This is a genomic window from Brevundimonas subvibrioides ATCC 15264 (assembly GCF_000144605.1).
GTDB lineage: Bacteria > Pseudomonadota > Alphaproteobacteria > Caulobacterales > Caulobacteraceae > Brevundimonas > Brevundimonas subvibrioides.
This window is the reverse complement of the sequence record NC_014375.1, coordinates 495,100-514,295: the sequence shown is the minus strand read 5'-3', so window position 1 is coordinate 514,295 and position 19,196 is coordinate 495,100. Positions and strand designations below refer to the sequence as shown.

At 70.5% G+C, this 19,196-nt stretch carries 16 protein-coding genes; 7 read left to right on the top strand and 9 right to left on the bottom strand.

Going from position 1 to position 19,196, the window contains the following annotated elements:
• The first annotated feature begins 185 nt into the window (after nt 1–185).
• Genes BRESU_RS02570 through BRESU_RS02560 form a run of 3 tightly spaced genes read left to right on the top strand, consistent with a single transcriptional unit; the run spans nt 186 to nt 5,151 of the window.
• Nucleotides 186–1,775, top strand: coding sequence for a YifB family Mg chelatase-like AAA ATPase (locus tag BRESU_RS02570; RefSeq protein WP_013267932.1), 1,590 nt, complete (start codon nt 186–188; stop codon nt 1,773–1,775).
• Between the two features lie 59 nt (nt 1,776–1,834).
• Entirely contained in the window at nt 1,835–3,409 is a 1,575-nt protein-coding gene (locus BRESU_RS02565; protein WP_013267931.1) for a response regulator, read from the top strand.
• Nucleotides 3,410–3,462: 53 nt separating this feature from the next.
• Entirely contained in the window at nt 3,463–5,151 is a 1,689-nt protein-coding gene (locus BRESU_RS02560) for an AmpG family muropeptide MFS transporter (protein WP_013267930.1), read from the top strand.
• Nucleotides 5,152–5,155: 4 nt separating this feature from the next.
• Here BRESU_RS02560 and BRESU_RS02555 read toward each other — a convergent pair whose 3' ends face one another.
• Nucleotides 5,156–7,522 carry an NADP-dependent malic enzyme gene (locus BRESU_RS02555; RefSeq protein ID WP_013267929.1) on the bottom strand — a complete coding sequence of 789 codons (2,367 nt, stop codon included), beginning with the start codon at nt 7,520–7,522 and terminating at the stop codon, nt 5,156–5,158.
• Nucleotides 7,523–7,736: 214 nt separating this feature from the next.
• Here BRESU_RS02555 and BRESU_RS16750 point away from each other — a divergent pair, with 214 nt between their 5' ends.
• Nucleotides 7,737–8,870 (top strand): hypothetical protein, encoded by a 1,134-nt coding sequence (locus tag BRESU_RS16750; protein ID WP_013267928.1) that lies wholly within the window; start codon nt 7,737–7,739, stop codon nt 8,868–8,870.
• A gap of 116 nt (nt 8,871–8,986) precedes the next feature.
• Here BRESU_RS16750 and pyrF read toward each other — a convergent pair whose 3' ends face one another.
• The gene (gene pyrF / locus BRESU_RS02545) at nt 8,987–9,721 is read right to left on the bottom strand and encodes an orotidine-5'-phosphate decarboxylase (RefSeq protein WP_013267927.1); all 735 of its coding nucleotides are present in this window, start codon (nt 9,719–9,721) and stop codon (nt 8,987–8,989) included.
• Nucleotides 9,722–9,806: 85 nt separating this feature from the next.
• Here pyrF and BRESU_RS02540 point away from each other — a divergent pair, with 85 nt between their 5' ends.
• Nucleotides 9,807–10,505 (top strand): MarC family protein, encoded by a 699-nt coding sequence (locus tag BRESU_RS02540; protein WP_013267926.1) that lies wholly within the window; start codon nt 9,807–9,809, stop codon nt 10,503–10,505.
• A gap of 11 nt (nt 10,506–10,516) precedes the next feature.
• Here BRESU_RS02540 and neuB read toward each other — a convergent pair whose 3' ends face one another.
• The 6 genes from neuB to BRESU_RS02510 form a co-directional block, all read right to left on the bottom strand.
• The gene (neuB, locus tag BRESU_RS02535; protein WP_013267925.1) at nt 10,517–11,539 is read right to left on the bottom strand and encodes an N-acetylneuraminate synthase; all 1,023 of its coding nucleotides are present in this window, start codon (nt 11,537–11,539) and stop codon (nt 10,517–10,519) included.
• Nucleotides 11,536–12,204 carry an acetyltransferase gene (locus BRESU_RS02530; protein WP_013267924.1) on the bottom strand — a complete coding sequence of 223 codons (669 nt, stop codon included), beginning with the start codon at nt 12,202–12,204 and terminating at the stop codon, nt 11,536–11,538. The genes neuB and BRESU_RS02530 overlap by 4 nt, the downstream gene beginning before the upstream one ends.
• A 47-nt stretch (nt 12,205–12,251) precedes the next feature.
• Nucleotides 12,252–12,464 carry a helix-turn-helix transcriptional regulator gene (locus BRESU_RS02525; RefSeq protein WP_013267923.1) on the bottom strand — a complete coding sequence of 71 codons (213 nt, stop codon included), beginning with the start codon at nt 12,462–12,464 and terminating at the stop codon, nt 12,252–12,254.
• Nucleotides 12,457–12,882 carry a hypothetical protein gene (locus BRESU_RS02520; RefSeq protein WP_013267922.1) on the bottom strand — a complete coding sequence of 142 codons (426 nt, stop codon included), beginning with the start codon at nt 12,880–12,882 and terminating at the stop codon, nt 12,457–12,459. The genes BRESU_RS02525 and BRESU_RS02520 overlap by 8 nt, the downstream gene beginning before the upstream one ends.
• Before the next feature lie 80 nt (nt 12,883–12,962).
• Nucleotides 12,963–13,763 carry an SDR family NAD(P)-dependent oxidoreductase gene (locus BRESU_RS02515; RefSeq protein WP_013267921.1) on the bottom strand — a complete coding sequence of 267 codons (801 nt, stop codon included), beginning with the start codon at nt 13,761–13,763 and terminating at the stop codon, nt 12,963–12,965.
• A gap of 25 nt (nt 13,764–13,788) precedes the next feature.
• On the bottom strand, nt 13,789–14,283 hold the full coding sequence (locus BRESU_RS02510; RefSeq protein ID WP_050762451.1) for an Rrf2 family transcriptional regulator: 495 nt from the start codon (nt 14,281–14,283) through the stop codon (nt 13,789–13,791).
• Nucleotides 14,284–14,462: 179 nt separating this feature from the next.
• Here BRESU_RS02510 and BRESU_RS02505 point away from each other — a divergent pair, with 179 nt between their 5' ends.
• Complete coding sequence (locus tag BRESU_RS02505; protein WP_013267919.1) at nt 14,463–16,421, top strand: potassium transporter Kup; 1,959 nt, start codon at nt 14,463–14,465, stop codon at nt 16,419–16,421.
• Between the two features lie 10 nt (nt 16,422–16,431).
• On the top strand, nt 16,432–17,823 hold the full coding sequence (locus BRESU_RS02500) for an RsmB/NOP family class I SAM-dependent RNA methyltransferase (RefSeq protein WP_013267918.1): 1,392 nt from the start codon (nt 16,432–16,434) through the stop codon (nt 17,821–17,823).
• A gap of 137 nt (nt 17,824–17,960) precedes the next feature.
• Here the strand turns inward: BRESU_RS02500 and BRESU_RS02495 are convergent, their stop codons facing one another.
• Nucleotides 17,961–19,043: a DUF4167 domain-containing protein gene (locus BRESU_RS02495; RefSeq protein WP_013267917.1), complete on the bottom strand. Its 1,083-nt coding sequence runs from the start codon at nt 19,041–19,043 to the stop codon at nt 17,961–17,963.
• Nucleotides 19,044–19,196 lie beyond the last annotated feature (153 nt).

The following is a 19,196-nucleotide window of genomic DNA, read 5'->3' as shown; positions in this document are numbered from 1 at the left end:
CGAATTTTTGACATGAGCGAGGGGCGAAACCAGATCGGCGGTTTGGCGTCTTTTGCGTATTTCGCAGTCTACGCCGCCAGCCTTGCCCGTGACGCTTTTACACGTCGGAGTTTGTAAACGAGATACCGTCGGTTGCCAAACACCCGAGTTCATGTTTCGTTCTAGGCGAACTGTGGAGCGGACCCATGCTGGCCAGTATCGCGACGGTGGCTTTCGAAGGGGTGGAGGCCCGCCGCGTCGCCGTCGAGGTGCAACTGGTCGGCAATGAGGGCCCGACCATCTTCTCCATCGTCGGCCTGCCCGACAAGGCGGTGGCCGAGAGCCGCGAGCGGGTGCGCGGGGCTTTCGCGGGCATAGGCCTGGCCCTGCCGGCCAAGCGGATCATCGCCAACCTCGCCCCCGCCGACCTGCCCAAGGAAGGCAGTCATTTCGACCTGCCGATCGCCCTGGCCCTGCTGGCCGCCCTGGGCGTGATCCAGCCCGACGCGCTGCAGGGCTGGGCGGCGCTGGGGGAGCTGGGGCTGGACGGCCGCATCCAGCCGGTCGGCGGCACCTTGCCCGCCGCCGTGGCCGCCTCGGCCATGGGGCTGGGGCTGATCTGTCCCGAAGCCAACGGGCCCGAGGCGGCCTGGGCGGGCGACGTCTCGATCCTGGCCCCCCGGTCGCTGATCGGCCTGATCAATCATTTCAAGGGCACGACCATCCTGCGCGCGCCCGAACCCGGACCGGTACGGTCGGGCACAACGGTGCCGGACCTGCGCGAGGTCAAGGGCCAGGAAAGCGCCAAGCGGGCGCTCGAGGTCGCCGCCGCCGGGGGCCACAACCTGTTGTTCGTCGGCCCGCCCGGCTCGGGAAAATCGATGATGGCGCAACGCCTGCCGGGCCTGCTGCCGCCCCTGACGCCGACCGAACTGCTGGAGACCTCCATGGTCTGGTCGGTCGCCGGCCTGATCGAGCGCGGGGCCCTGACCCGCGACCGACCCTTCCGCAGCCCGCACCATTCGGCCTCCATGGCGGCCCTGACCGGCGGCGGGCTCCGCGCCAAGCCGGGCGAGGCCTCGCTGGCGCACAACGGCGTCCTGTTCCTCGACGAACTGCCCGAATATTCCGCCCAGGCGCTGGACAGCCTGAGGGCCCCGCTGGAGACGGGCGAGATCGTCGTGGCCCGCGCCAACGCCCACGTCCGCTATCCGGCCCGGTTCCAGCTGGTGGCGGCCATGAACCCCTGCCGATGCGGTGTCGGCGGCCCCGGCAAGGGGGCGTGCGGCAAGGCTCCGCGGTGCCAGCGCGACTATCAGAACCGGATCTCGGGCCCGATGTTCGACCGCATCGACCTGACGGTGGAGACCCCGCCGGTGACCGCCGCCGACATGGCCCTGCCCGGCCCTGCCGAAGGCACGGCCGAGGTCGCCGCCCGCGTCGCCGTCGCCCGCGCCATGCAGGAGGACCGGGTGCGGGAGGCCGGTCTCGATCCCGCGCAGGCCCTGAACGCCCGCGCCTCGGGCGAGGTGCTGGAACGCTTCGCCACGCCCGACGAGGCCGGCCGGGCCCTGCTGATGCGCGCGGGCGAGGCGGGGGGCCTGACGGCGCGCGGCTGGACCCGGACCCTGCGTCTGGCCCGCACCATCGCCGATCTGGAAGGCGCGACCGGCGTGCTCCGCCGCCACATCGCCGAGGCCCTGATCTACCGGCGCACGACGGTCGGGGCCCAGGGGGATTTCGAACGCCAGGCCGGGGGCGTGCGGGGCGGGCCGGCGGCGCTGCCGGCCTGGTAGGGCGATAGACCCCGCGTTAACGCTTTTCCCGGCACAGTCCGCCCCGGTTGGAGGCGGGCATGGCACGGCGGACGAAGACGGGCTCAGCGGTCGAACGGTCGTCCGGCGGCGCCTCGCCGGCCGGAGCCGATCCCTTCCTGCGGCTGATGAGCCACGAAATGCGCACGCCCCTGAACGGCGTGATCGGCATGCTGGGGCTTCTGACCCGCACCCGGCTGGACGGGGCCCAGCGCGCCTATGCCGAGGCCGCGCGGGATTCGGCCGAACACCTGCTGGGTCTGGTCAACGACCTTCTCGACTACGCAAGGCTGGAGGCCGGCAAGCTGGAGTTCGATCTGGCCCCCGTCGATCCGGAGGGGCTGGTCCGCGGCGTGGCGGAGCTGTTGAGCCCACGCGCCCACGACAAGGGGCTGGAGATCGTCTGGTCCGTCGCGGCCGATGCGCCCGACATCCTGGCTGACGAGGGCCGGCTGCGGCAGGTGCTGTTCAACCTGGCCGGAAACGCCGTGAAATTCACCGACCAGGGGGGCGTTCGCATCTCCGTCGAACGCGCCGGCGGCAGCGACACCCGTCCGACCCTGGCCTTCGTCGTCGACGACACCGGCCCGGGCATCCCGGCGGAGGCCCGCGCCCGCATCTTCGAGGAGTTCGGCCACGTCGACGCCTCGGACGCCACCCGCCACGGCGGGGCCGGACTCGGTCTGGCGGTCGTCCAGAAACTGGCCCGGGCCATGGGCGGGGCCGTCACCGTCGAGGACCGCCCCGATGCCGGCCCCGACACAGGCGCGGGCGGCGGATCCCGCTTCCGGTTCGAGGCCGCCTTCGACGCGGCCCCCGACGCCACGCCCCGCGCCCGCCCGCTGGACGGCCTGCCCGTCGCGGTCCGGAGCCCCGATGCCTTCGTCCGCGCGGCCGCGGAGGCCCAGATCGTGGCCAGCGGCGGCTCGACCTGGCCCGCCGGCGACCTCGCTCCCGTGACCCTGGTCGACCATGCCGAGACCGTCCGGACCGGCCTGCCCCTCGCCGCCCTGCCCGAGGGCGGACGCGGCATCATCCTGCTGAAGCCGTCCGAACGCGATCTGATCGCCCGCTATCGCGGGGTCGGTTTCGCCGGCTATCTGATCAAGCCGCTGCGGCGGGCCTCGCTGGTCGAGCGCGTCCAGGCCGCCCAGCATGCCGAGGCCCTGCCCGGCGTGCCGCGTCTGGCCGCGCCGGAGGACGACCGCGTCCAGCCCGTCCGCTTCGCCGGCACCCGCATCCTGCTGGCCGAGGACAACCCGGTCGGGGCCCTGCTGGCCAAGACCCTGCTGCGTCGCGAGGGCTGCGTGGTCGAAACCGCCGCCACCGGCGCGGAGGCGGTCGCGGCCTGCAAGCGCGCCCGCTACGATCTCGTCTTCATGGACATGCGGATGCCCGTCATGGACGGCCCCGCCGCCGCCCGGGCCATCCGGGCCACGGGTGACTGCACGCCCATCGTCGCCCTGACGGCCAACGCCTTCGCCGAGGACCGCAAGGCCTGTCTCGAGGCGGGCATGAACGACCATCTGGTCAAGCCGCTGGAGCTGGAAGCCCTGCGATCAGCTTTGAGCAGGTGGACGGCCGGAGACTTACGCGCCAAGGTCGCGACCGGTTAGGGCGAACCGGCGCAAGACCGGCCGCTCGCACGAGAACGAGGCCGCCGCCGTCCATGACGAAGACCACTCCGCCGACCGGGACCACCGTCGTGGCCGCCACCGACCTGAAGCCCAAGGGTCTGGCGGTGCTGAAGGCCGCCTTCCGCGAGCGCCGGACCCTGGCCATGCTGTTGCTGGGGTTCTCGGCCGGTCTGCCCTTCGCCATGCTGATCGGCACGCTGAACGCCTGGCTGACCGAGGCCGAGGTGCCGATCGCCACCATCGGCATCCTCAGCTGGATCGGCCTGTTCGGGGCCTTCCGGTTCCTGTGGTCGCCCGCCGTCAGCTGGACCCCGCCCCTGATCGGCAAACGCTTCGGCCGTCGCCGCAGCTGGCTGCTGGTGCTTCAGGTCATCATCGGCGTGTCGCTGGGCCTGGTCGCCCTGTCGCGCCCCGAATCCGGTGTTCTCGGCCCGCTCGCCCTGGGCGCTGCCCTCGGCGCGCTCGCCTTCGCCACCCAGGACATCGTCATCGACGCCTGGCGCATCGAGGTGGCCGACGAGACCACGCCCATCGACCTGCTCTCGACCATCTATCAGCTCGGCTATCGCACGGCGGCGCTGGCGGGCGGGGCCGGGTCCCTGCTGCTGGCCACCGCGATCGGCTGGCCCGGCGTCTTCGTCACGGCCGGCGTCCTGATGGGGCTGGGCCTGATCGGCACCCTGATCGCGCCGGAGCCGACCCCGACGTCCCAGGCCCATGTCGCGCGCGAGCGCCGCGGCTCGCCCCGGCTGCGTCTGGCCGTTCTGGCCGCCACCCTGCTGGCCTGGGGCTGGGCGGCCTACATGCTGATCAACTTCATGATCGTGGCCCTGACCACCAGCCCGGCCCCGAGCGCGGGCGAGTTCACCGCGGCCTGGGGCCCGTGGATCGTCGGCGCCACCGTCATCCTGCCCGCGGCCCTCGCCGGTCTGATCGTGTGGAAGGGCCGCGGCGCGACGGAGGCCGAGTCGGTTCGCGCGCCGAGGTTCGCCGACACCCTGTACGACGCCATCCTGGCCCCGCTGGTCGAGCTGATGGGGCGACTAGGCTGGGGCGCGATCGTGGTTCTGGGCCTCATCCTGACCTACCGGATCACCGACGGAGTCTGGGGGCCGTTCGCCTTTCCCTTCTACATGGGCGACACCGGCGGGGCGCTCGGCCACACCAAGGCCGAGGTGGCTCTGGCCTCCAAGACCTTCGGCGTCGTCATGACCATCGTCGGCATCGGCCTGGGCGGCTGGGCGCTCCTGGTCATCGGCCGGATGTGGAGCCTTCTGATCGGGGCCATCCTGTCGGCCGCGACCAACCTGCTGATGATGGATCTGGCGATGGGGGCCCCGGTCATCGGGCCCTTCATGTCCGGGACCGGCCTGTATGCGCTGTTCGGGGCCTTCGGCATCCCCGAGGCCCTCGCCCGGCTGATGCTGGCCATCACGGGCGAGAACATCGCCGGCGGGTTCGCCGGCGCGGCCTTCGTCGCCTATCTGTCAGCCCTGTCGAACAAGATGTTCGGCGCGGTCCAGTTCGCGGTCTTCATCTCGCTGGCGCTGCTGATCGGCACCCTGGGCCGCGGGGCCCTGGGCGAGCTGATCGAGGCGCAAGGGTACGCGGCCATGTTCGTCATCGCCGCCTGGCTGGGCGTGGCCGCGATCGTCTTCGTGGTCATCGAATGGATCCGGCTGACGGTCGAGGCGCGCCGGGTCGCCGCCGCCGCGCCCTAGGCCGTCACCGCGTCGGGGGCACCGCCGTCGCCGCCATCGACCGCTCGGCCGCCTTGCTGGGGTGCGGAACCTCGTCCTCGTCCTCCGGCTCGAAGGCGACGCTGCCGCCCTCCTCATAGGCGGCGAAGGTCGCGGCGGTGATGATCTCGGAGACGGACGCCCCCAGGGAGACGATCTGGACCGACTTCTCCAGACCCACCAGCAGGGGCCCGATCACCGTCGCCCCGCCCAGGGCCTGGACCAGCTGGGTCGAGATGGCGGCCGAGTGCAGAGCCGGCATGACCAGCACATTGGCGTCGCGCGACAGCCGCATGAACGGATAGTTGGCCCGCTGGCCCGGATCCAGGGCCAGCTCGGGCGGCATCTCGCCCTCGTATTCGAAATCGACCCCCTTGGCGTCGAGGATGCGGATGGCGGCCCTCACATTGTCGCCGCGCTCTCCGGGTGGATTGCCGAAGGTCGAATAGGACAGGAAGGCCACGCGCGGCGTCCGGCCCAGTTTTCGAACGGTGGCCGCGGCCTGGATGGCGATGTCCGCCAGTTCCTGGGCATCGGGCAGTTCGTGGATCGAGGTGTCGGCCACGAAGATCGTCCGGCCCTTGGCCAGGACGATGGACAGGCCGATCAGGCTGTCCTTCACGTCCAGAACCCGCCGGATTTCCTTCAGCACCATGTTGAAGTTGCGGGTCGTCCCGGTGACCACCGCGTCCGCCTGTCCGCGCGCGACCATGGCGGCGGCGAAATAGTTGCGGTCCTGGTTGATCATCCGCTGGACGTCGCGGCGCAGATAGCCGCGCCGCTGCAGCTTTTCGTACAGCCAGTCGGTGTAGGCGTCGTTCATCTCCGACACCCGCGCATTGACGATCTCGATGCCCATCTCGTCGAACGAAAGGCCCGCCTCGGCCGCGTTCTTGCGGATCAGGTCCTCGCGGCCCAGCAGGATCGGCGTGCCCAGCTCGGCCTGTTTGAAGGCCCAGGCGGCGCGGATCACGGTCGATTCCTCGCCCTCGGCGAAGACCACCCGCCGGTTCGGCGCGGCGCGCACGGCCGAGGAGATCTTCTGCATCAGGGCGGCCGACGGGTCGACCCGCTCGCGCAGCCGGGCGCGATAGGCGTCCATGTCGTCGATCGTCACCCGCGAGACGCCCGTGTCCATCGCCGCCTGGGCCACGAACGGCGGGATGTACCAGATCAGGCGCGGATCGAACGGCGTCGGGATGATGTAGTCGGGCCCGAACCTCAGCTTGCGCCCGCGATAGGCCACGGCGACCTCGTCCGGCACGTCCTCGCGGGCCAGTTGTGCCAGGGCGTGGGCGCAGGCGATCTTCATCTCGTGATTGATGCGCCGGGCCCGGACGTCCAGCGCGCCGCGGAACAGATAGGGGAAGGCCAGCACGTTGTTGACCTGGTTCACATAGTCGGACCGACCTGTCGCGATGATGGCGTCCTTGCGCACGGCCAGCACCTCTTCGGGTGTGATCTCCGGGTCCGGATTGGCCATGGCGAAGATGATCGGGCGCGGGGCCATGGTCGCGACCATGGCGGGCGTGATCGCGCCCTTGGCCGACAGGCCCAGCACCACGTCGGCCCCGACCATGGCCTCGGCCAGGGTGCGCTTGTCGGTGTCGATGGCGTGGACGGATTTCCACTGATCCATGCCCTCGGTGCGCCCGCGGTAGATGACGCCATGCAGGTCGACGACCGTGGCATTCTCGGGCCGGACACCCAGAGACTTCATCAGGCTGAGCGAGGACAGTCCCGCCGCCCCGGCCCCGACCAGGACCATCTTCACATCCTCGAACCTGCGCCCGGTGATGTGACAGGCGTTGATCAGGCCGGCGGTCGAGATGATGGCCGTGCCGTGCTGGTCGTCGTGGAAGACCGGGATGTCCAGCAGGTCCTGCAGTTCGGACTCGATCACGAAACACTCGGGGGACTTGATGTCCTCCAGATTGATCCCGCCCCAGGTGTCGCCGATGTTCTTGACCACGGTGATGAACTCGTCCGGGTCGGTCGTCTTGACCTCGACGTCGAAGCTGTCGACGTCGGCGAACCGCTTGAACAGGACGGCCTTGCCCTCCATCACCGGCTTGGACGCCATGTGGCCGAGGTTGCCCAGGCCCAGGATGGCGGTGCCGTTGGAGATCACCGCGACCAGATTGCCCTTGGACGTATAGTCGTAGGCCTTGTCGACGTCGGCCGCGATCGCCAGCACCGGAATGGCCACGCCGGGCGAATAGGCCAGCGACAGGTCGCGCTGCGTCGCCATGGGCTTGATCGGGGCCATCGAGATCTTGCCCGGCAGGGGCAGCCGGTGGAAATCCAGGGCCTCCTGATCGGAAAACGTCTGTTTGTCGGTCTGGTCTGGCATGGGAGGCGGTCTCGATGAGGGACCGGACTGTCGTAACGAGGGGGCGGGCCGGGGACAACCGCCGAGCCGCTTTCCCGGGGTGCAGACGCCAGCTTGACGCTGGAAACGCGAGATTTAACCACGTCGCGAACGTGTCTCTCCCGCGTCAGGCGCATCCGGAACCGAAGCGTGTTTTGACGCTCTAGGCTGCACGCAACGTGTGGAGTCTCGCCCAGTGAAAACCCTTCTGATCTCGACATTCGCTGCCCTTCTGGCGCTGGCAGGGCCCGCCCTGGCGAGTGACCGCCACGGGCCTCCGGGTGGCGGGGGCCATCCCGGCGGCGGCTGCATGGGCAGCTGCGGCGGCGGCCACCCCGGGGGTGGATACGGCGGCGGCGGTCATCCGGGCGGCGGCTACGGCGGCGGCCATCCCGTTTACGGCGGCGGCAACGTCAACACCAACGTCAACGTCAATGTGAACGCCAGCGCCAGCGCCTCGGCCCGCGCTTATTCCAGCGCCGGCGCGGTGATCAATGCGCGCGGCTATGACGTCGGGGCGATCCGGGGCGGCGGCGGCTATGGCGGGGCGATCGTCTCCGGCAGCGGCTATGGCGGCTGGGATTCGCTGGGATACGGCGGCAGCGCAGGCGCCGTCGTCGTGCGCGGTCCCGGCTATGGCCCCAGCCAGCCGTTCGGCTATGCGGTGCGCGGGTTCGGCCGGCACTATGTGACGACGGATCGCTGCGGCTCCTGCGGCGCGCCTCCGCCCCCGCCCTCGTGCTACGACCGCTGCGGCGGCGGGTACGACGCAGGCTACGACCGGGGGAACCGGTATTCGGACCGCGGCGACCACTACGACCGGCGCGATCAGGGCGGTCACGGCCGACCGGATTGCGACTGTGAGAGCCCCCGTTATGTGGCCCAGCCCTACTATGCCGCGCCGCTGGAGCCGGTCGATGATCGAGGCTACGGCTATCACGGCGGGTACGCCCGGCAGGGCGCCTCGGCCCACAGCTACGAAAGCCGCAGTTACGAAAGCCGGGAGTATACGGCCAGCTATGGGGCCGAGGCCCGGGGCTATGTCTCGTCGCCGGTTCACGTCCAGCCGACCTACGCGCCGCAACCAGTCTACGCGCCCCCGCAGGAGTACGCGCCGCGGCCGACCTATGCCCCGGAACCGCAGTATGCGCCGCAGTATGCGCCGCAAGCCTATGCCGAGCCCATGTACGAACCGGCCCCCTATGCGCCGCCGCCGGTGACCTATGACGTTCCGCCGCCTCCGCCCCCGGCGGACTACTACGGCGACCTGCCTCCCGGCGACGACGGGGTCAGCATGCCCTATCGCCAGGAACCGGGCGAGCGCGGCTAGAGCTCTATGGTTTGAGGCGGACCCACTTGGTGGGTCCGCCGAAAGCGTGGATCAAGCTCTCGCTTATTCCTGGAGCCTGATTCACGGCATCAGCGGAATCGCAAGGCGATTCCACTTCAGCCGATCAGGCTCCGGGCCGCTCCGGCCATCTCGGCGACGATCGCGGCCGCGGCCGCGACGGGGTCCGATGCCGCGATCACGGGCCGGGCGACCACCAGATGCGTGGCCCCGGCGGCCAGGGCGGCGGCGGGCGTGGCGACGCGCTGCTGGTCGCCGACCTCGGCCCCGGCCGGTCGCACGCCCGGCGTGACGATCAGGAAGTCGGGACGGCCCGCCTCGGTCGCGATCTCGCGGACCCGCCCGGCCTCCAGGGGGCTGGAGACGACGCCGTCGACACCGCAGTCCAGCGCCTGACGCACGCGCGTCTCCACCAGGTCTGCGGCCCGGGCGGAATAGCCGATCTCGGCCAGGTCCTGATCCGACAGGCTGGTCATGACCGTGACGGCGAGGATGCGCGTCGCCAGCCCGCCGCGGCCCTTGACCGCCGCCCGCATGACCTGCGGCTCCGCATGGACGGTCAACAGATCGCAGCCGCCCTCGGCCACCGAGCGCGCCGCGCCCTCCACCTGGGCCCCGATGTCGTGCAGCTTCCAGTCCTGGAACACCGACTTGCCCGTCGCCTGCAGTTCGTGGGCGAAGGCGACGCCCCCGGGCCGGGCCAGCAGCGTCAGCCCCACCTTGTAGAAGCTGACGCCCGCGCCGAGGCGATCGACAAGCGTTCGGGCCGCCTCGACCGAGGGCAGGTCGAGCCCGACGATCAATCGCGGATCGGAAAGGACGGGCGAGGTCATCGACGGGCTCCGGCGGACCGGCTAGACCGGACGCGAGGGTTCGCGTCGGGCGACCGGCGATGGCATATGGGCTGAGGGACAGGGAATGGACGCGCTCGATCTGGGGGTCAACCTGTTCGTGGCCCTGTTCGCCCTGGTCGATCCGATCGGCAACATCCCGATCTTCGCCGCCGCCACGGCCGGGGCCACCGCCCGCCAGCGGCTGTCGGTGTCGTTCCTGATCTGCCTGTTCATCGCCGCCTTCCTGACCTTCTTCTTCTTCACCGGCCTGTGGCTGCTGCAGTTCTTCGGCATCTCCCTGGCCGCGTTCCGCATCGCGGGCGGCATCCTGCTGCTGCTGCTGGGGCTGGACATGACGCGCGGCGACTTCCTGACGATGTTCGCCGACAAGGACGCCCTCGCCGATGCCCAGGACGTGCGCGGCTATGCCCAGCGGCGGTTCAAGCGGCTGATCGTGCCCTTCGCCATGCCGCTGCTGATCGGACCGGGAGCGATCTCGACCATCATCATCCAGGCGGGCGAGGCGGCCAAGATCGGCTATGCCGGGACCATCGCGGGGCTTCTGGCCATCGCGGCGGCGGCGGTCGCCACCTTCGTCACCTTCGCCGCGACCGGCCCCATCAGCCGGGTGCTGGGCGACGTCGGCATGGCCATCATCGTCCGGGTGCTCGGCCTGATCCTGTGCGCGCTGGCGATCCAGTTCATCCTGGCGGGTCTGGGCGAGGCCCTGCCCGGCATGTTCGCCACCGGCGTGACCGCCCCCTATCCGGCCGGCGGCCACTGAGCCTTTAGCCGCTAGACCAGGTCGGTCGGCGCCAGCTTCGTCCCCGCGGGCAGGGCCCGCGCCGCCGTCCGGCCCACCACATCCGCGTGCCTCGCCGCCGAGATCCCGTCCCCCGGCCGCAGCGCGATCAGGTCCGCCTCGGTCACCACAGCCCCTGCCGCGATGTCGCGCGCGGCGAACAGGCTGCGGCGGGCCACGGTCATGATCTCGCGCTCGGCCTCGACCGGCCGCTTGATCCCGTCCCCCAGCGACGCCTCGACCGTGCGGAGGCCCGCGATCAGCCGCGCCAGTCCGTCCGGATCCATCGACATGGCGTGGTCCGGCCCGGCCAGGGCGTTGTCGAGGGTGAAATGCTTCTCCACCACCCGCGCCCCCCGCGCCACGGCGGCCAGGGAGACGGCGTCGCCCAGCGTATGGTCCGACCAGCCGACCGGATGCCCGAAGGCCTCGCGCAGCGTGTCCATGGCCCGCAGGTTGGCGTCCTTCGCCGGGGCGGGATAGTTCGACACGCAGTGCAGGATGGTCAGGTCCCGGCACCCCTCGCCCTCGATCCAGCCGACCGCCCCGGCCACCTCGTCGAGGGTGCTCATCCCGGTCGACAGGATGACCGACCCGCCGGCGTCGGCCGCCAGCCTGGCCACGCCGCGCACGAAGGGCGCGTGGGTGATCTCGCCAGACGCCAGCTTGAACTTGGTCATCCCGATCCCGGCCAGGAAGGCGGCGCTTTCGAGGTCGAAGGGCGAGGACATGAACTCGATGCCGATCGCGCGGCAGTGGTCGGCGATGCGGGCGAAATCGGCGCGAGGCAGTTCGAACCCTTTCAGCATCTCCACGGCCGAGGGCGCCCCGGCGTTGGCCTTCTGGTATTCGGCCAGGGGGGCGTCGACGGCGATGACCCTGTCGGTCGTGAAGGTCTGGAACTTGACGGCGTCGGCGCCGGCCCTGTGCGCGACGTCGACCAGCCGCAGCGCCAGGTCGAGGTCGCCGTTGTGGTTCACCCCCGCCTCGGCGATGAAGAAGACCCGCTCGGTCATTGAGCCTCCAGAGGACGGGCGGGGTTGCCGACGACGGTGACGCCGGGCGCGACGTCCTTCGTCACCACGGCCCCCATGCCGATGACACAGCCGCGCCCCAGCACCAGCGGCTTGTCCGGCGTGCCCTGCCGGATCACGGCCCCGGTGCCGACATAGGCGAAGTCCTCGACCACCACATTGCCGTTCAGGCAGACCCTGGGGGCCAGGGTGACATAGTCGCCGATCACGCAGTCATGGGCGACATAGCTGTACAGGTTGCACTGGAACTGCCGGCCGATCCTGGCGTCGGCCGTGACCATGCTGAACGGGGCGAACAGGGCCCCCGGGCCGCAGTCCAGATCGTCGGGCAGCAGGACGTTGTCCGCCCGGAGCGACAGGGGCCGGCACCCGGCCGCCTCCAGCCGGGCCGCGATCGTCTGGCGGACGGCGCCGTCGCCGATGGCGAGGCTGAAGTGCCGGTCTCCGTCCAGGTCCAGGAACTCGGCCTCTGACAGCACCGGAACGCCGCCGACCGGGGCCCCGGCCTCGCGGTCGACGAAGACGATCCGACCGGGCTCGATCCCCAGGTCGGGGTGGTGCCGCAGGAAGGCGCGGGCCACCGGCATCACCTCGCGCGCGAAACCGCCGGTTCCGATCAGTCCGAACGTGGGCCCGTGCCTCGACATGGCCCTATCCTAGCGCCTGATTTGCGACCGGGCTCAAGCGAGCCGGGTCATTCCTTCCACTGGAACACCTCTTCCAGCGGCTTGCCGAACACCCGGGCGATGCGAAAGGCGGCTTCCAGCGACGGCGCGTACTTTCCGGCCTCGATGGCGGCGATGGTCTGGCGGGTGACGCCGATCCGGTCGCCCAGCTCGGCCTGGGTCATCTCCCCGCTCAGGAAGCGCAGGGTCCGGACCTGGTTGTCGATCGGCCCCTCAACCACGCCATCCCCTCCGGTAGCTGGAGATCACCGTGGCGCAGCGCACCACCTCGGACAGGATGAAGGTGGCCAGGGCCGCATGCACGATCTCCCATCCCGCCTGGGTGAAGGGCAGGTAGATGCCGGTGAAGACCAGTCCCGTCATCATCACATAATAGGCCCGGGCCGCGGCGCGGTGGGCGATGGCGCGGTCGCGCTCATCGGGCCGGGCACGCGCCTCGCGCCCCGAGGATCGGCGGATGACCAGGTGACCGACCCCCAGGATCGCCAGCTGAAGCCCCATCGCGGCCGCATAGACGGCCAGCAGGCGCAGGTTCGGCAGGCCCTCGATCGAGCCGCTGTAGGCGACGGCGAAATAGACGGCATAGGACACCAGGATGGCCCCCAGCATCAGCCAGGTGGCCTTCTCGCGATACGGCATCGCCCCTCTCCATGTTTTGTATTCTTCACGTCATGTAAAAAATACCGAACATGGAGTCAAGCTACGATAACACTCAGCCGTCAGATCCGTTTCAGACGCCGCGCGTGACCGGCCACCATGTTCAGGGCGACGGTGTCGGGCAGCAGCTTGCCCAGCGCCGCCAGGACGTTGTTCATCACCCCGGGCGTGACCCGCGGCCGGTCGGCCTCGCAGGCGGCATGGGCGACCCGCGCCACATGGTCGGCCGTCTGCCACATCCAGGCGGGATAGGCCGAGGACACCTGTTCGCGCGATCCGTTGACGTCGTGGAATTCCGTCAGGGTATAGCCGGGGCACAGGGCCGTGACATGGACGCCGGTCCCCCGCGTCTCCAGCCACAGACCCTGCGAGGCCTTGATCAGGAAACTCTTGATCGGCCCGTACAGGGTGTCGCCCCCGGTCGCCGGCATCTGTCCGGCCAGGGAGGCGACATTGATGATCCGGCCGAACCCGCGCTCGACCATGCCGGGCAGGAGCCGCCGAGACAGGGCGACCGGCGCGGACAGCATCACCTGCACCATCGCGGCGTGCTGGGCCGGATCGGTGGCCAGAAAGCCGGTCGTCCGGGAAAAGCCCGCGTTGTTGATCAGCCCGTCGACGACCAGACCCCGTGCCGCGATCGCCTCGACCAGCCGTCGCGGTGCCTCGACATCGGCCAGATCCGCCGCGATCACCGCCACGTCGACGCCGTGCCGGCCCGAGATTTCGGTGGCCAAGGCGTCCAGCGCCGCCTCGCGCCGCGCGGTCAGGATCAGATCCCACCCGTTTTCGGCATAGACGCGCGCCAGGGCCGCGCCGATGCCGGCGGAGGCCCCCGTGATCAGGATACGGCGTCTGGCCAAGGCTCTATGCGCGGCCGGATCGAGGTCAGGCGGGCAGCAGGGCAGCCGCCCGGATGACCTCGGTGCAGGTTCCGTGCACGGCAACCCCGGCGAGGGCGGGCGCGTTCTCGGCCAGCAGATCGGCGATGGTGATGCGGCTCAGCGCCTCGGACGCGGCCCGGTCGGCCAGGGTCAGCACCTTGCCCACCTGCCGGGGAATATGCTCGCCGACCGGACAGCCCTTTGCCCCGGCGGGCGCCGAGCCCAGGTGGGCACAGCCGTTGACGGCCTTCAGCACGACATCCAGCGTGATCTGCTCCGGCCGCATCAGCAGCCAGGATCCGCCCGAGGCTCCGGGCCGGGTGGCGATCAGTCCCGCCTTGGCCAGCAGGGCCGTGACGCGACGGATGACCACGGGGTTGGTCGGGACCGACGCGGCCAGGACGGCGCTGGGTGCCGCGTGCGCGGCATCGAACGCCCCCTTGTGGGCCAGATAGGCCAGGGCATGGGCGGCGACGGGAAAGCGTTGGCTGTCTGACATTTTTGTGCGGTTCCAGAGCTTAAGGTAGGTGCCCGGCGCCGGAATCACAAATCCCGCTTTCCAACGCGTCGAACACGGTGCAACCGAAACCGTTGCCGCGCGATTGAAACCCCCGCGCAATGCGCCTAAAGGCGCTCCGCTTTGATGGGTCCGCGAGGCGCGGTGCCCGGAGGATTTTCATGGCAGGGGACGCATCCCCCGGCGACGGCGCTCCCCCCGCCCCGCTCACCCGTTCCACCGACGGCACGCCCGCGCCCGCGGTCGGTTCCGGCCACGGCAAGGCCGGGTTCTGGGCCCTGACCATCGGCGCGATCGGTGTCGTCTTCGGCGACATCGGCACCAGCCCGCTCTACGCCCTGCGCGAGGCGATCGCCCATGCCCAGTCCGGCGTCGGCGGGGAACTGGCCGTGATCGGCGTCGTCTCCCTGGCCTTCTGGGCCCTGATGATCGTGGTGACGTTCAAATACGTCATTTTCCTGATGCGGGCGGACAACAAGGGCGAAGGCGGGACCCTGGCCCTGATGGCGCTGGCGACCCATGCCGTCGGCCGGCGCAGCGCCTGGATCTTCGCGCTGGGCGTCTGCGGCGCAGCGCTGTTCTACGGCGACGGCATCATCACCCCCGCCATCTCGGTGCTCTCGGCCATCGAGGGGGTCAAGGATGCGCCCGGCGTCGGCACCCGTCTGGACGCCTTCATCGTGCCGATCTCGGCCGCCATCCTGATCGGCCTGTTCCTGGTGCAGTCGCGCGGCACCGCGGGTCTGGCCAAGTATTTTGGCCCCATCACGGCCCTCTGGTTCCTCAGCCTGGGCGCGCTGGGCCTCTATCACATCTTCGACGACATCTCGGTCCTGCGGGCCCTGTCGCCGCATTACGGCGTCATGCTTCTGGTCAACGACGGCTTCCTGGGATTCATCATCCTGGGCAGCGTCTTCCTGGCGGTCACCGGGGCCGAGGCGCTCTATGCCGACATGGGACATTTCGGCAAGGCGCCGATCCGCATGGGCTGGCTGTGCTTCGTCCTTCCCTGCCTGACGCTGAACTATCTGGGCCAGGGCGCGCTGATCCTGGACAACCCCGGCGCGGCCGCCAACCCGTTCTGGTCGATGGTGCCGCAATTCGCCTACTGGCCGATGCTGGGCCTGGCCACGGCCGCGACCGTGATCGCCTCCCAGGCGGTCATCACCGGGGCCTTCTCGGTGACGCAGCAGGCCGTCCAGCTGGGCCTTCTGCCCCGCATCGACATCCGCTTCACCTCCGAGACCCAGGCCGGCCAGATCTTCGTGCCGGCGGTGAACACCTTCCTGATGGTCGGGGTGCTGACCCTGCTGTTCGTGTTCCAGAGCTCGCACAATCTGACGGCGGCCTACGGCGTCGCGGTCACCGGCGTGATGCTGATCAACACCCTGATGGCCTATTCGGTCATCACCCGGAAATGGGGCTGGTCCATCTGGGCCACCCTGGCGGCCCTGATCCCGTTCGGCTTCATCGACAGCATCTTCCTGACCTCCAACCTGCTGAAGATCCCCGACGGAGCCTGGCTGCCGCTGGTGCTGGGTGCGGTCCTGGTGCTGATCATGTGGACCTGGACGCGGGGCAGCCAGATCCTGTCGGCCAAGGCCAAGAAGGACAGCCTGCCGCTGACCGATCTGATCGAGATGCTGCGCGCCCGCCCGCCCCATCGGGCCCCGGGCACGGCCATCTTCCTGACCAGCGATCCCGACGTCGCCCCCGTCGCCCTGATGCACAATCTCAAGCACAACAAGGTGCTGCACGAGAAGAACATCATCCTGACGGTCCGCTCGACCGACCGGCCGCGGGTGCCGGAGAAGGAGCGGGTCACGATGGAACCCATCAACGACGACTTCAAGAAGATCACCCTGTCGTTCGGCTTCATGGAAAGCCCGCAGGTGCCCCGGGCGCTGGGGCTGTGCCGCAAGCAGGGGCTGAAGTTCGACATCATGTCGACCAGCTTCTTCCTGGGCCGGCGGTCCGTCGTGCCGTCCGCCTCGCAGGGCATGCCGCTGTGGCAGGACAAGCTGTACATCTTCCTGATGCGCAACGCCGCCAACCCCACCGACTTCTTCCACATCCCGCCGGGACGCGTGGTCGAACTGGGTGCGCAGGTGTCCGTTTGACGGTGTCGGCATGAGCGGCGGCACGCCCCGGGGCAAGAGCTCGGCCGCCCGCGGTCGACGCATGGCCGACAAGGCGCGCGGCCCGCGTCGCGAGCCGATCCAGCGCCCGGCCGAGGCCGACGGCGCGGCCGACATCGGGGTCGAGGCCCGGATCGCCGCGGGCATCCTGCTGAACGCGGCGCTGGAGCGGCGCAACGGTCTGGACGAGGCCATGTCCCTGCCGGCCGTCGCCGCCCTGCCCGGACCCGACCGCGCCTTCGCGCGCGCCGTGGCCATGGCGGCCCTGCGCCGGCTGGGCGAGATCGACCACATCCTGAACCAGCGCCTGCAGAAGTCGCCGCCCGAGGCCGTGCGGACCCTGCTGCGGATTTCCCTGGCCCAGACGCTGGTCCTGGGCACACCCGCCTTCGCGGCGGTCTCCACGGCCGTGAAACTGGCCGAGCGCGACGCCAAGACCCGGCCCTACAAGGCCCTGGTCAACGCCGTCCTGCGCGGCGTCGAACGCGAGGGGCCCGGCCTGACCACGGCCGAATCCAACCTGCCCGACTGGATCGCCGCGCGCTGGCGTCAGGCCTATGGCCCGGCGACCCTGGCCGCCATCGCCCTGGCCGCGCGCGAGGAACCGCCGACCGACCTCAGCCTGAAGCCCGGCGAGGACGCCGCTGCCCTGGCCGAGGCTCTGGAAGCCACCGTCCTGCCCGGTGGCACGGTCCGGTCCGGCGTGCGCGGCGACGTGTCCGCCTGGCCCGGCTATGACGCCGGCGGCTGGTGGATCCAGGACGCCGCCGCCGCCATCCCCGCCCGAATGCTGGCACCGAAAGCGGGCGAAACGGCTCTGGACATGTGCGCGGCCCCGGGCGGCAAGACGCTGCAGCTGGCCGCCTCGGGCGCCTCCGTGGTGGCGCTGGACCGGTCCGAGGCTCGCCTGCGTCGCCTGCGTCAGAACCTGGAGCGGACCGGCCTGTCGGTCGAGATCGTGGTCACGGCGGCCGAGGACTGGGACGATCCCCGGACCTTCGACGCCGTGCTGCTGGACGCGCCCTGTACGGCGACCGGCACGCTCCGCCGCAACCCGGAAGTCCTGCGCGCCACCAAGCCGGCCGAGGTCGCCAAGCTGGCCGACGTCCAGCACCGGCTGCTGGATGCGGCGGCACTGCGCGTCGCGCCCGGAGGCCGGCTGGTGTATTGCGTCTGTTCGCTGGAGCGCGAGGAGGGCGAGACCCAGGTCATCGCCTTCCTGCGCCGGAACCCGGACTTCCGCACGGTCCCGGCCGACGTCGCCGCCGTGGGCGCCCCGGCCGAGGCCCTGACGCCCGAGGGCTGGCTGCGCGTCCTGCCGTCGTACTGGCCCGAACAGGGCGGGCTGGACGGCTTCTTCATCGCCGGACTGCAGCGCGTCTAGAGCCTGATGGACGCCGACGGTGGACGCCCGAAAGGGGTCCACCGCGAACGATCCCGCCTCTTGTCTCGGTCGTCGCCGAATTCTCCGTTCCGCGTATGCGAAGTCACCGGATCGCCGTCGTCGAATTCCCCGTCGGCCTATTCCCCGTCGGCGGGGGCCTCGGCCTTCTTGCGCGGGGCCCGACGCTTGGGCGCGGCCTCGTCGGACGAGGCCTCGGCGGACGCCGCCGGCGCGGACGAGCGGGTCAGAAAGCCGGGCAGGGCCTGGGCCGTGTCGCCGTCGTTCTCGGCCTTGGGCGTGCGGGTACGACGCGCGGGCCGTTCGGGTTTTTCAGGGACCGCCGGCGCGGACTCGACCGGGGGCGAATAGGCGATCGGGGCCGTCGAGACGACCGAGTCCGATCCGCTTTCGCGGTGACCCTCGGTCCGTTCGGCGTCGCCACGGTCGCTGCGGTTCTGGTCGCGCCCGCCGTCGTTCCGGTTGCCTTCGCCGCGATTTCCCTCGGCTTCTTCGTAGGTTCGCAGGTCGGGCGTGCCGCCCTCGGCCTCATAGCGACGGTTGCGTTCCTCGCGGCGGCGCTCCCAGCGCTCGCGACGGGTCTCGCGGCGACTGCCCTCGCCCCCTTCGCCTTCGGCGCGGGGCTGGCCCCCCTCCTGGCCGTCGCGGGTCTCGCGGGGCGGACGCGGGGTCCACTCACGGTCGCGGTTCTGGGTCTGGTCGCGGTCCTGATTCTCGCGGGGCGGGCGCGGCGTCCACTCGCGCTGTTCGCGGGGCTGCTGCGAACCCTGCGCGGCTTCCGCGTCGCGGGCGTCGCTCTGCTGCTGGATCCGGTCGGCCGCCTGCTGGGCGGCGAGGAAGGCGGCCGCCTGGGCCCCCGTCTCATCCTCGAAATCGATGTCGTAGCCCTGGTTCGACAGCTCGCGCGCAGCGATCTCCGATACGGGCCGCTGGGGCTGCAGGGCGCGCAGGACGCGGAAATAATGCTCGGCGTGCTGCAGATAGTTCTCGGCCAGGACCCGGTCACCCGAGGATCCCGCGTCGCGCGCCAGCTGCTGGTAGCGCTCGTAGACGGTCTGGGCATTGCCCCGAACCTTGATGTTTTCGGGACCCTGCGAGTCCCAGGACCGGTTCGGATTGGCCGCATTGGCATTGCCGCCGCTACCGCCGCCGGGTTTCCGGTTGCGGCCACGCTGGCGCTTCATGCCCTTGAAATCTCGCATCGAGGCTTACCGTGCTGGTTCGGCGTGGCCCTGCGCGACAGTTGCGAGGGTGACAGGCCGGTTTTCGTGGTTCCGGGTTCGCTGGGGGCCAATCCCTGCAGCGATGTGATCGGAAGGACTTCTGTCGCCCGTCGTGGTCCGCAGGGGGTTGTT

Excerpts from the sequence above, each read along its gene's own strand:
- BRESU_RS02570 (WP_013267932.1), top strand. The coding sequence starts at position 186 with ATGCTGGCCAGTATCGCGACGGTGGCTTTCGAAGGGGTGGAGGCCCGC.
- BRESU_RS02565 (WP_013267931.1), top strand. The coding sequence starts at position 1,835 with ATGGCACGGCGGACGAAGACGGGCTCAGCGGTCGAACGGTCGTCCGGC.
- BRESU_RS02560 (WP_013267930.1), top strand. The coding sequence starts at position 3,463 with ATGACGAAGACCACTCCGCCGACCGGGACCACCGTCGTGGCCGCCACC.
- BRESU_RS02555 (WP_013267929.1), bottom strand. The coding sequence starts at position 7,522 with ATGCCAGACCAGACCGACAAACAGACGTTTTCCGATCAGGAGGCCCTG.
- pyrF (WP_013267927.1), bottom strand. The coding sequence starts at position 9,721 with ATGACCTCGCCCGTCCTTTCCGATCCGCGATTGATCGTCGGGCTCGAC.
- BRESU_RS02540 (WP_013267926.1), top strand. The coding sequence starts at position 9,807 with ATGGACGCGCTCGATCTGGGGGTCAACCTGTTCGTGGCCCTGTTCGCC.
- neuB (WP_013267925.1), bottom strand. The coding sequence starts at position 11,539 with ATGACCGAGCGGGTCTTCTTCATCGCCGAGGCGGGGGTGAACCACAAC.
- BRESU_RS02530 (WP_013267924.1), bottom strand. The coding sequence starts at position 12,204 with ATGTCGAGGCACGGGCCCACGTTCGGACTGATCGGAACCGGCGGTTTC.
- BRESU_RS02520 (WP_013267922.1), bottom strand. The coding sequence starts at position 12,882 with ATGCCGTATCGCGAGAAGGCCACCTGGCTGATGCTGGGGGCCATCCTG.
- BRESU_RS02510 (WP_050762451.1), bottom strand. The coding sequence starts at position 14,283 with ATGTCAGACAGCCAACGCTTTCCCGTCGCCGCCCATGCCCTGGCCTAT.
- BRESU_RS02505 (WP_013267919.1), top strand. The coding sequence starts at position 14,463 with ATGGCAGGGGACGCATCCCCCGGCGACGGCGCTCCCCCCGCCCCGCTC.
- BRESU_RS02500 (WP_013267918.1), top strand. The coding sequence starts at position 16,432 with ATGAGCGGCGGCACGCCCCGGGGCAAGAGCTCGGCCGCCCGCGGTCGA.
- BRESU_RS02495 (WP_013267917.1), bottom strand. The coding sequence starts at position 19,043 with ATGCGAGATTTCAAGGGCATGAAGCGCCAGCGTGGCCGCAACCGGAAA.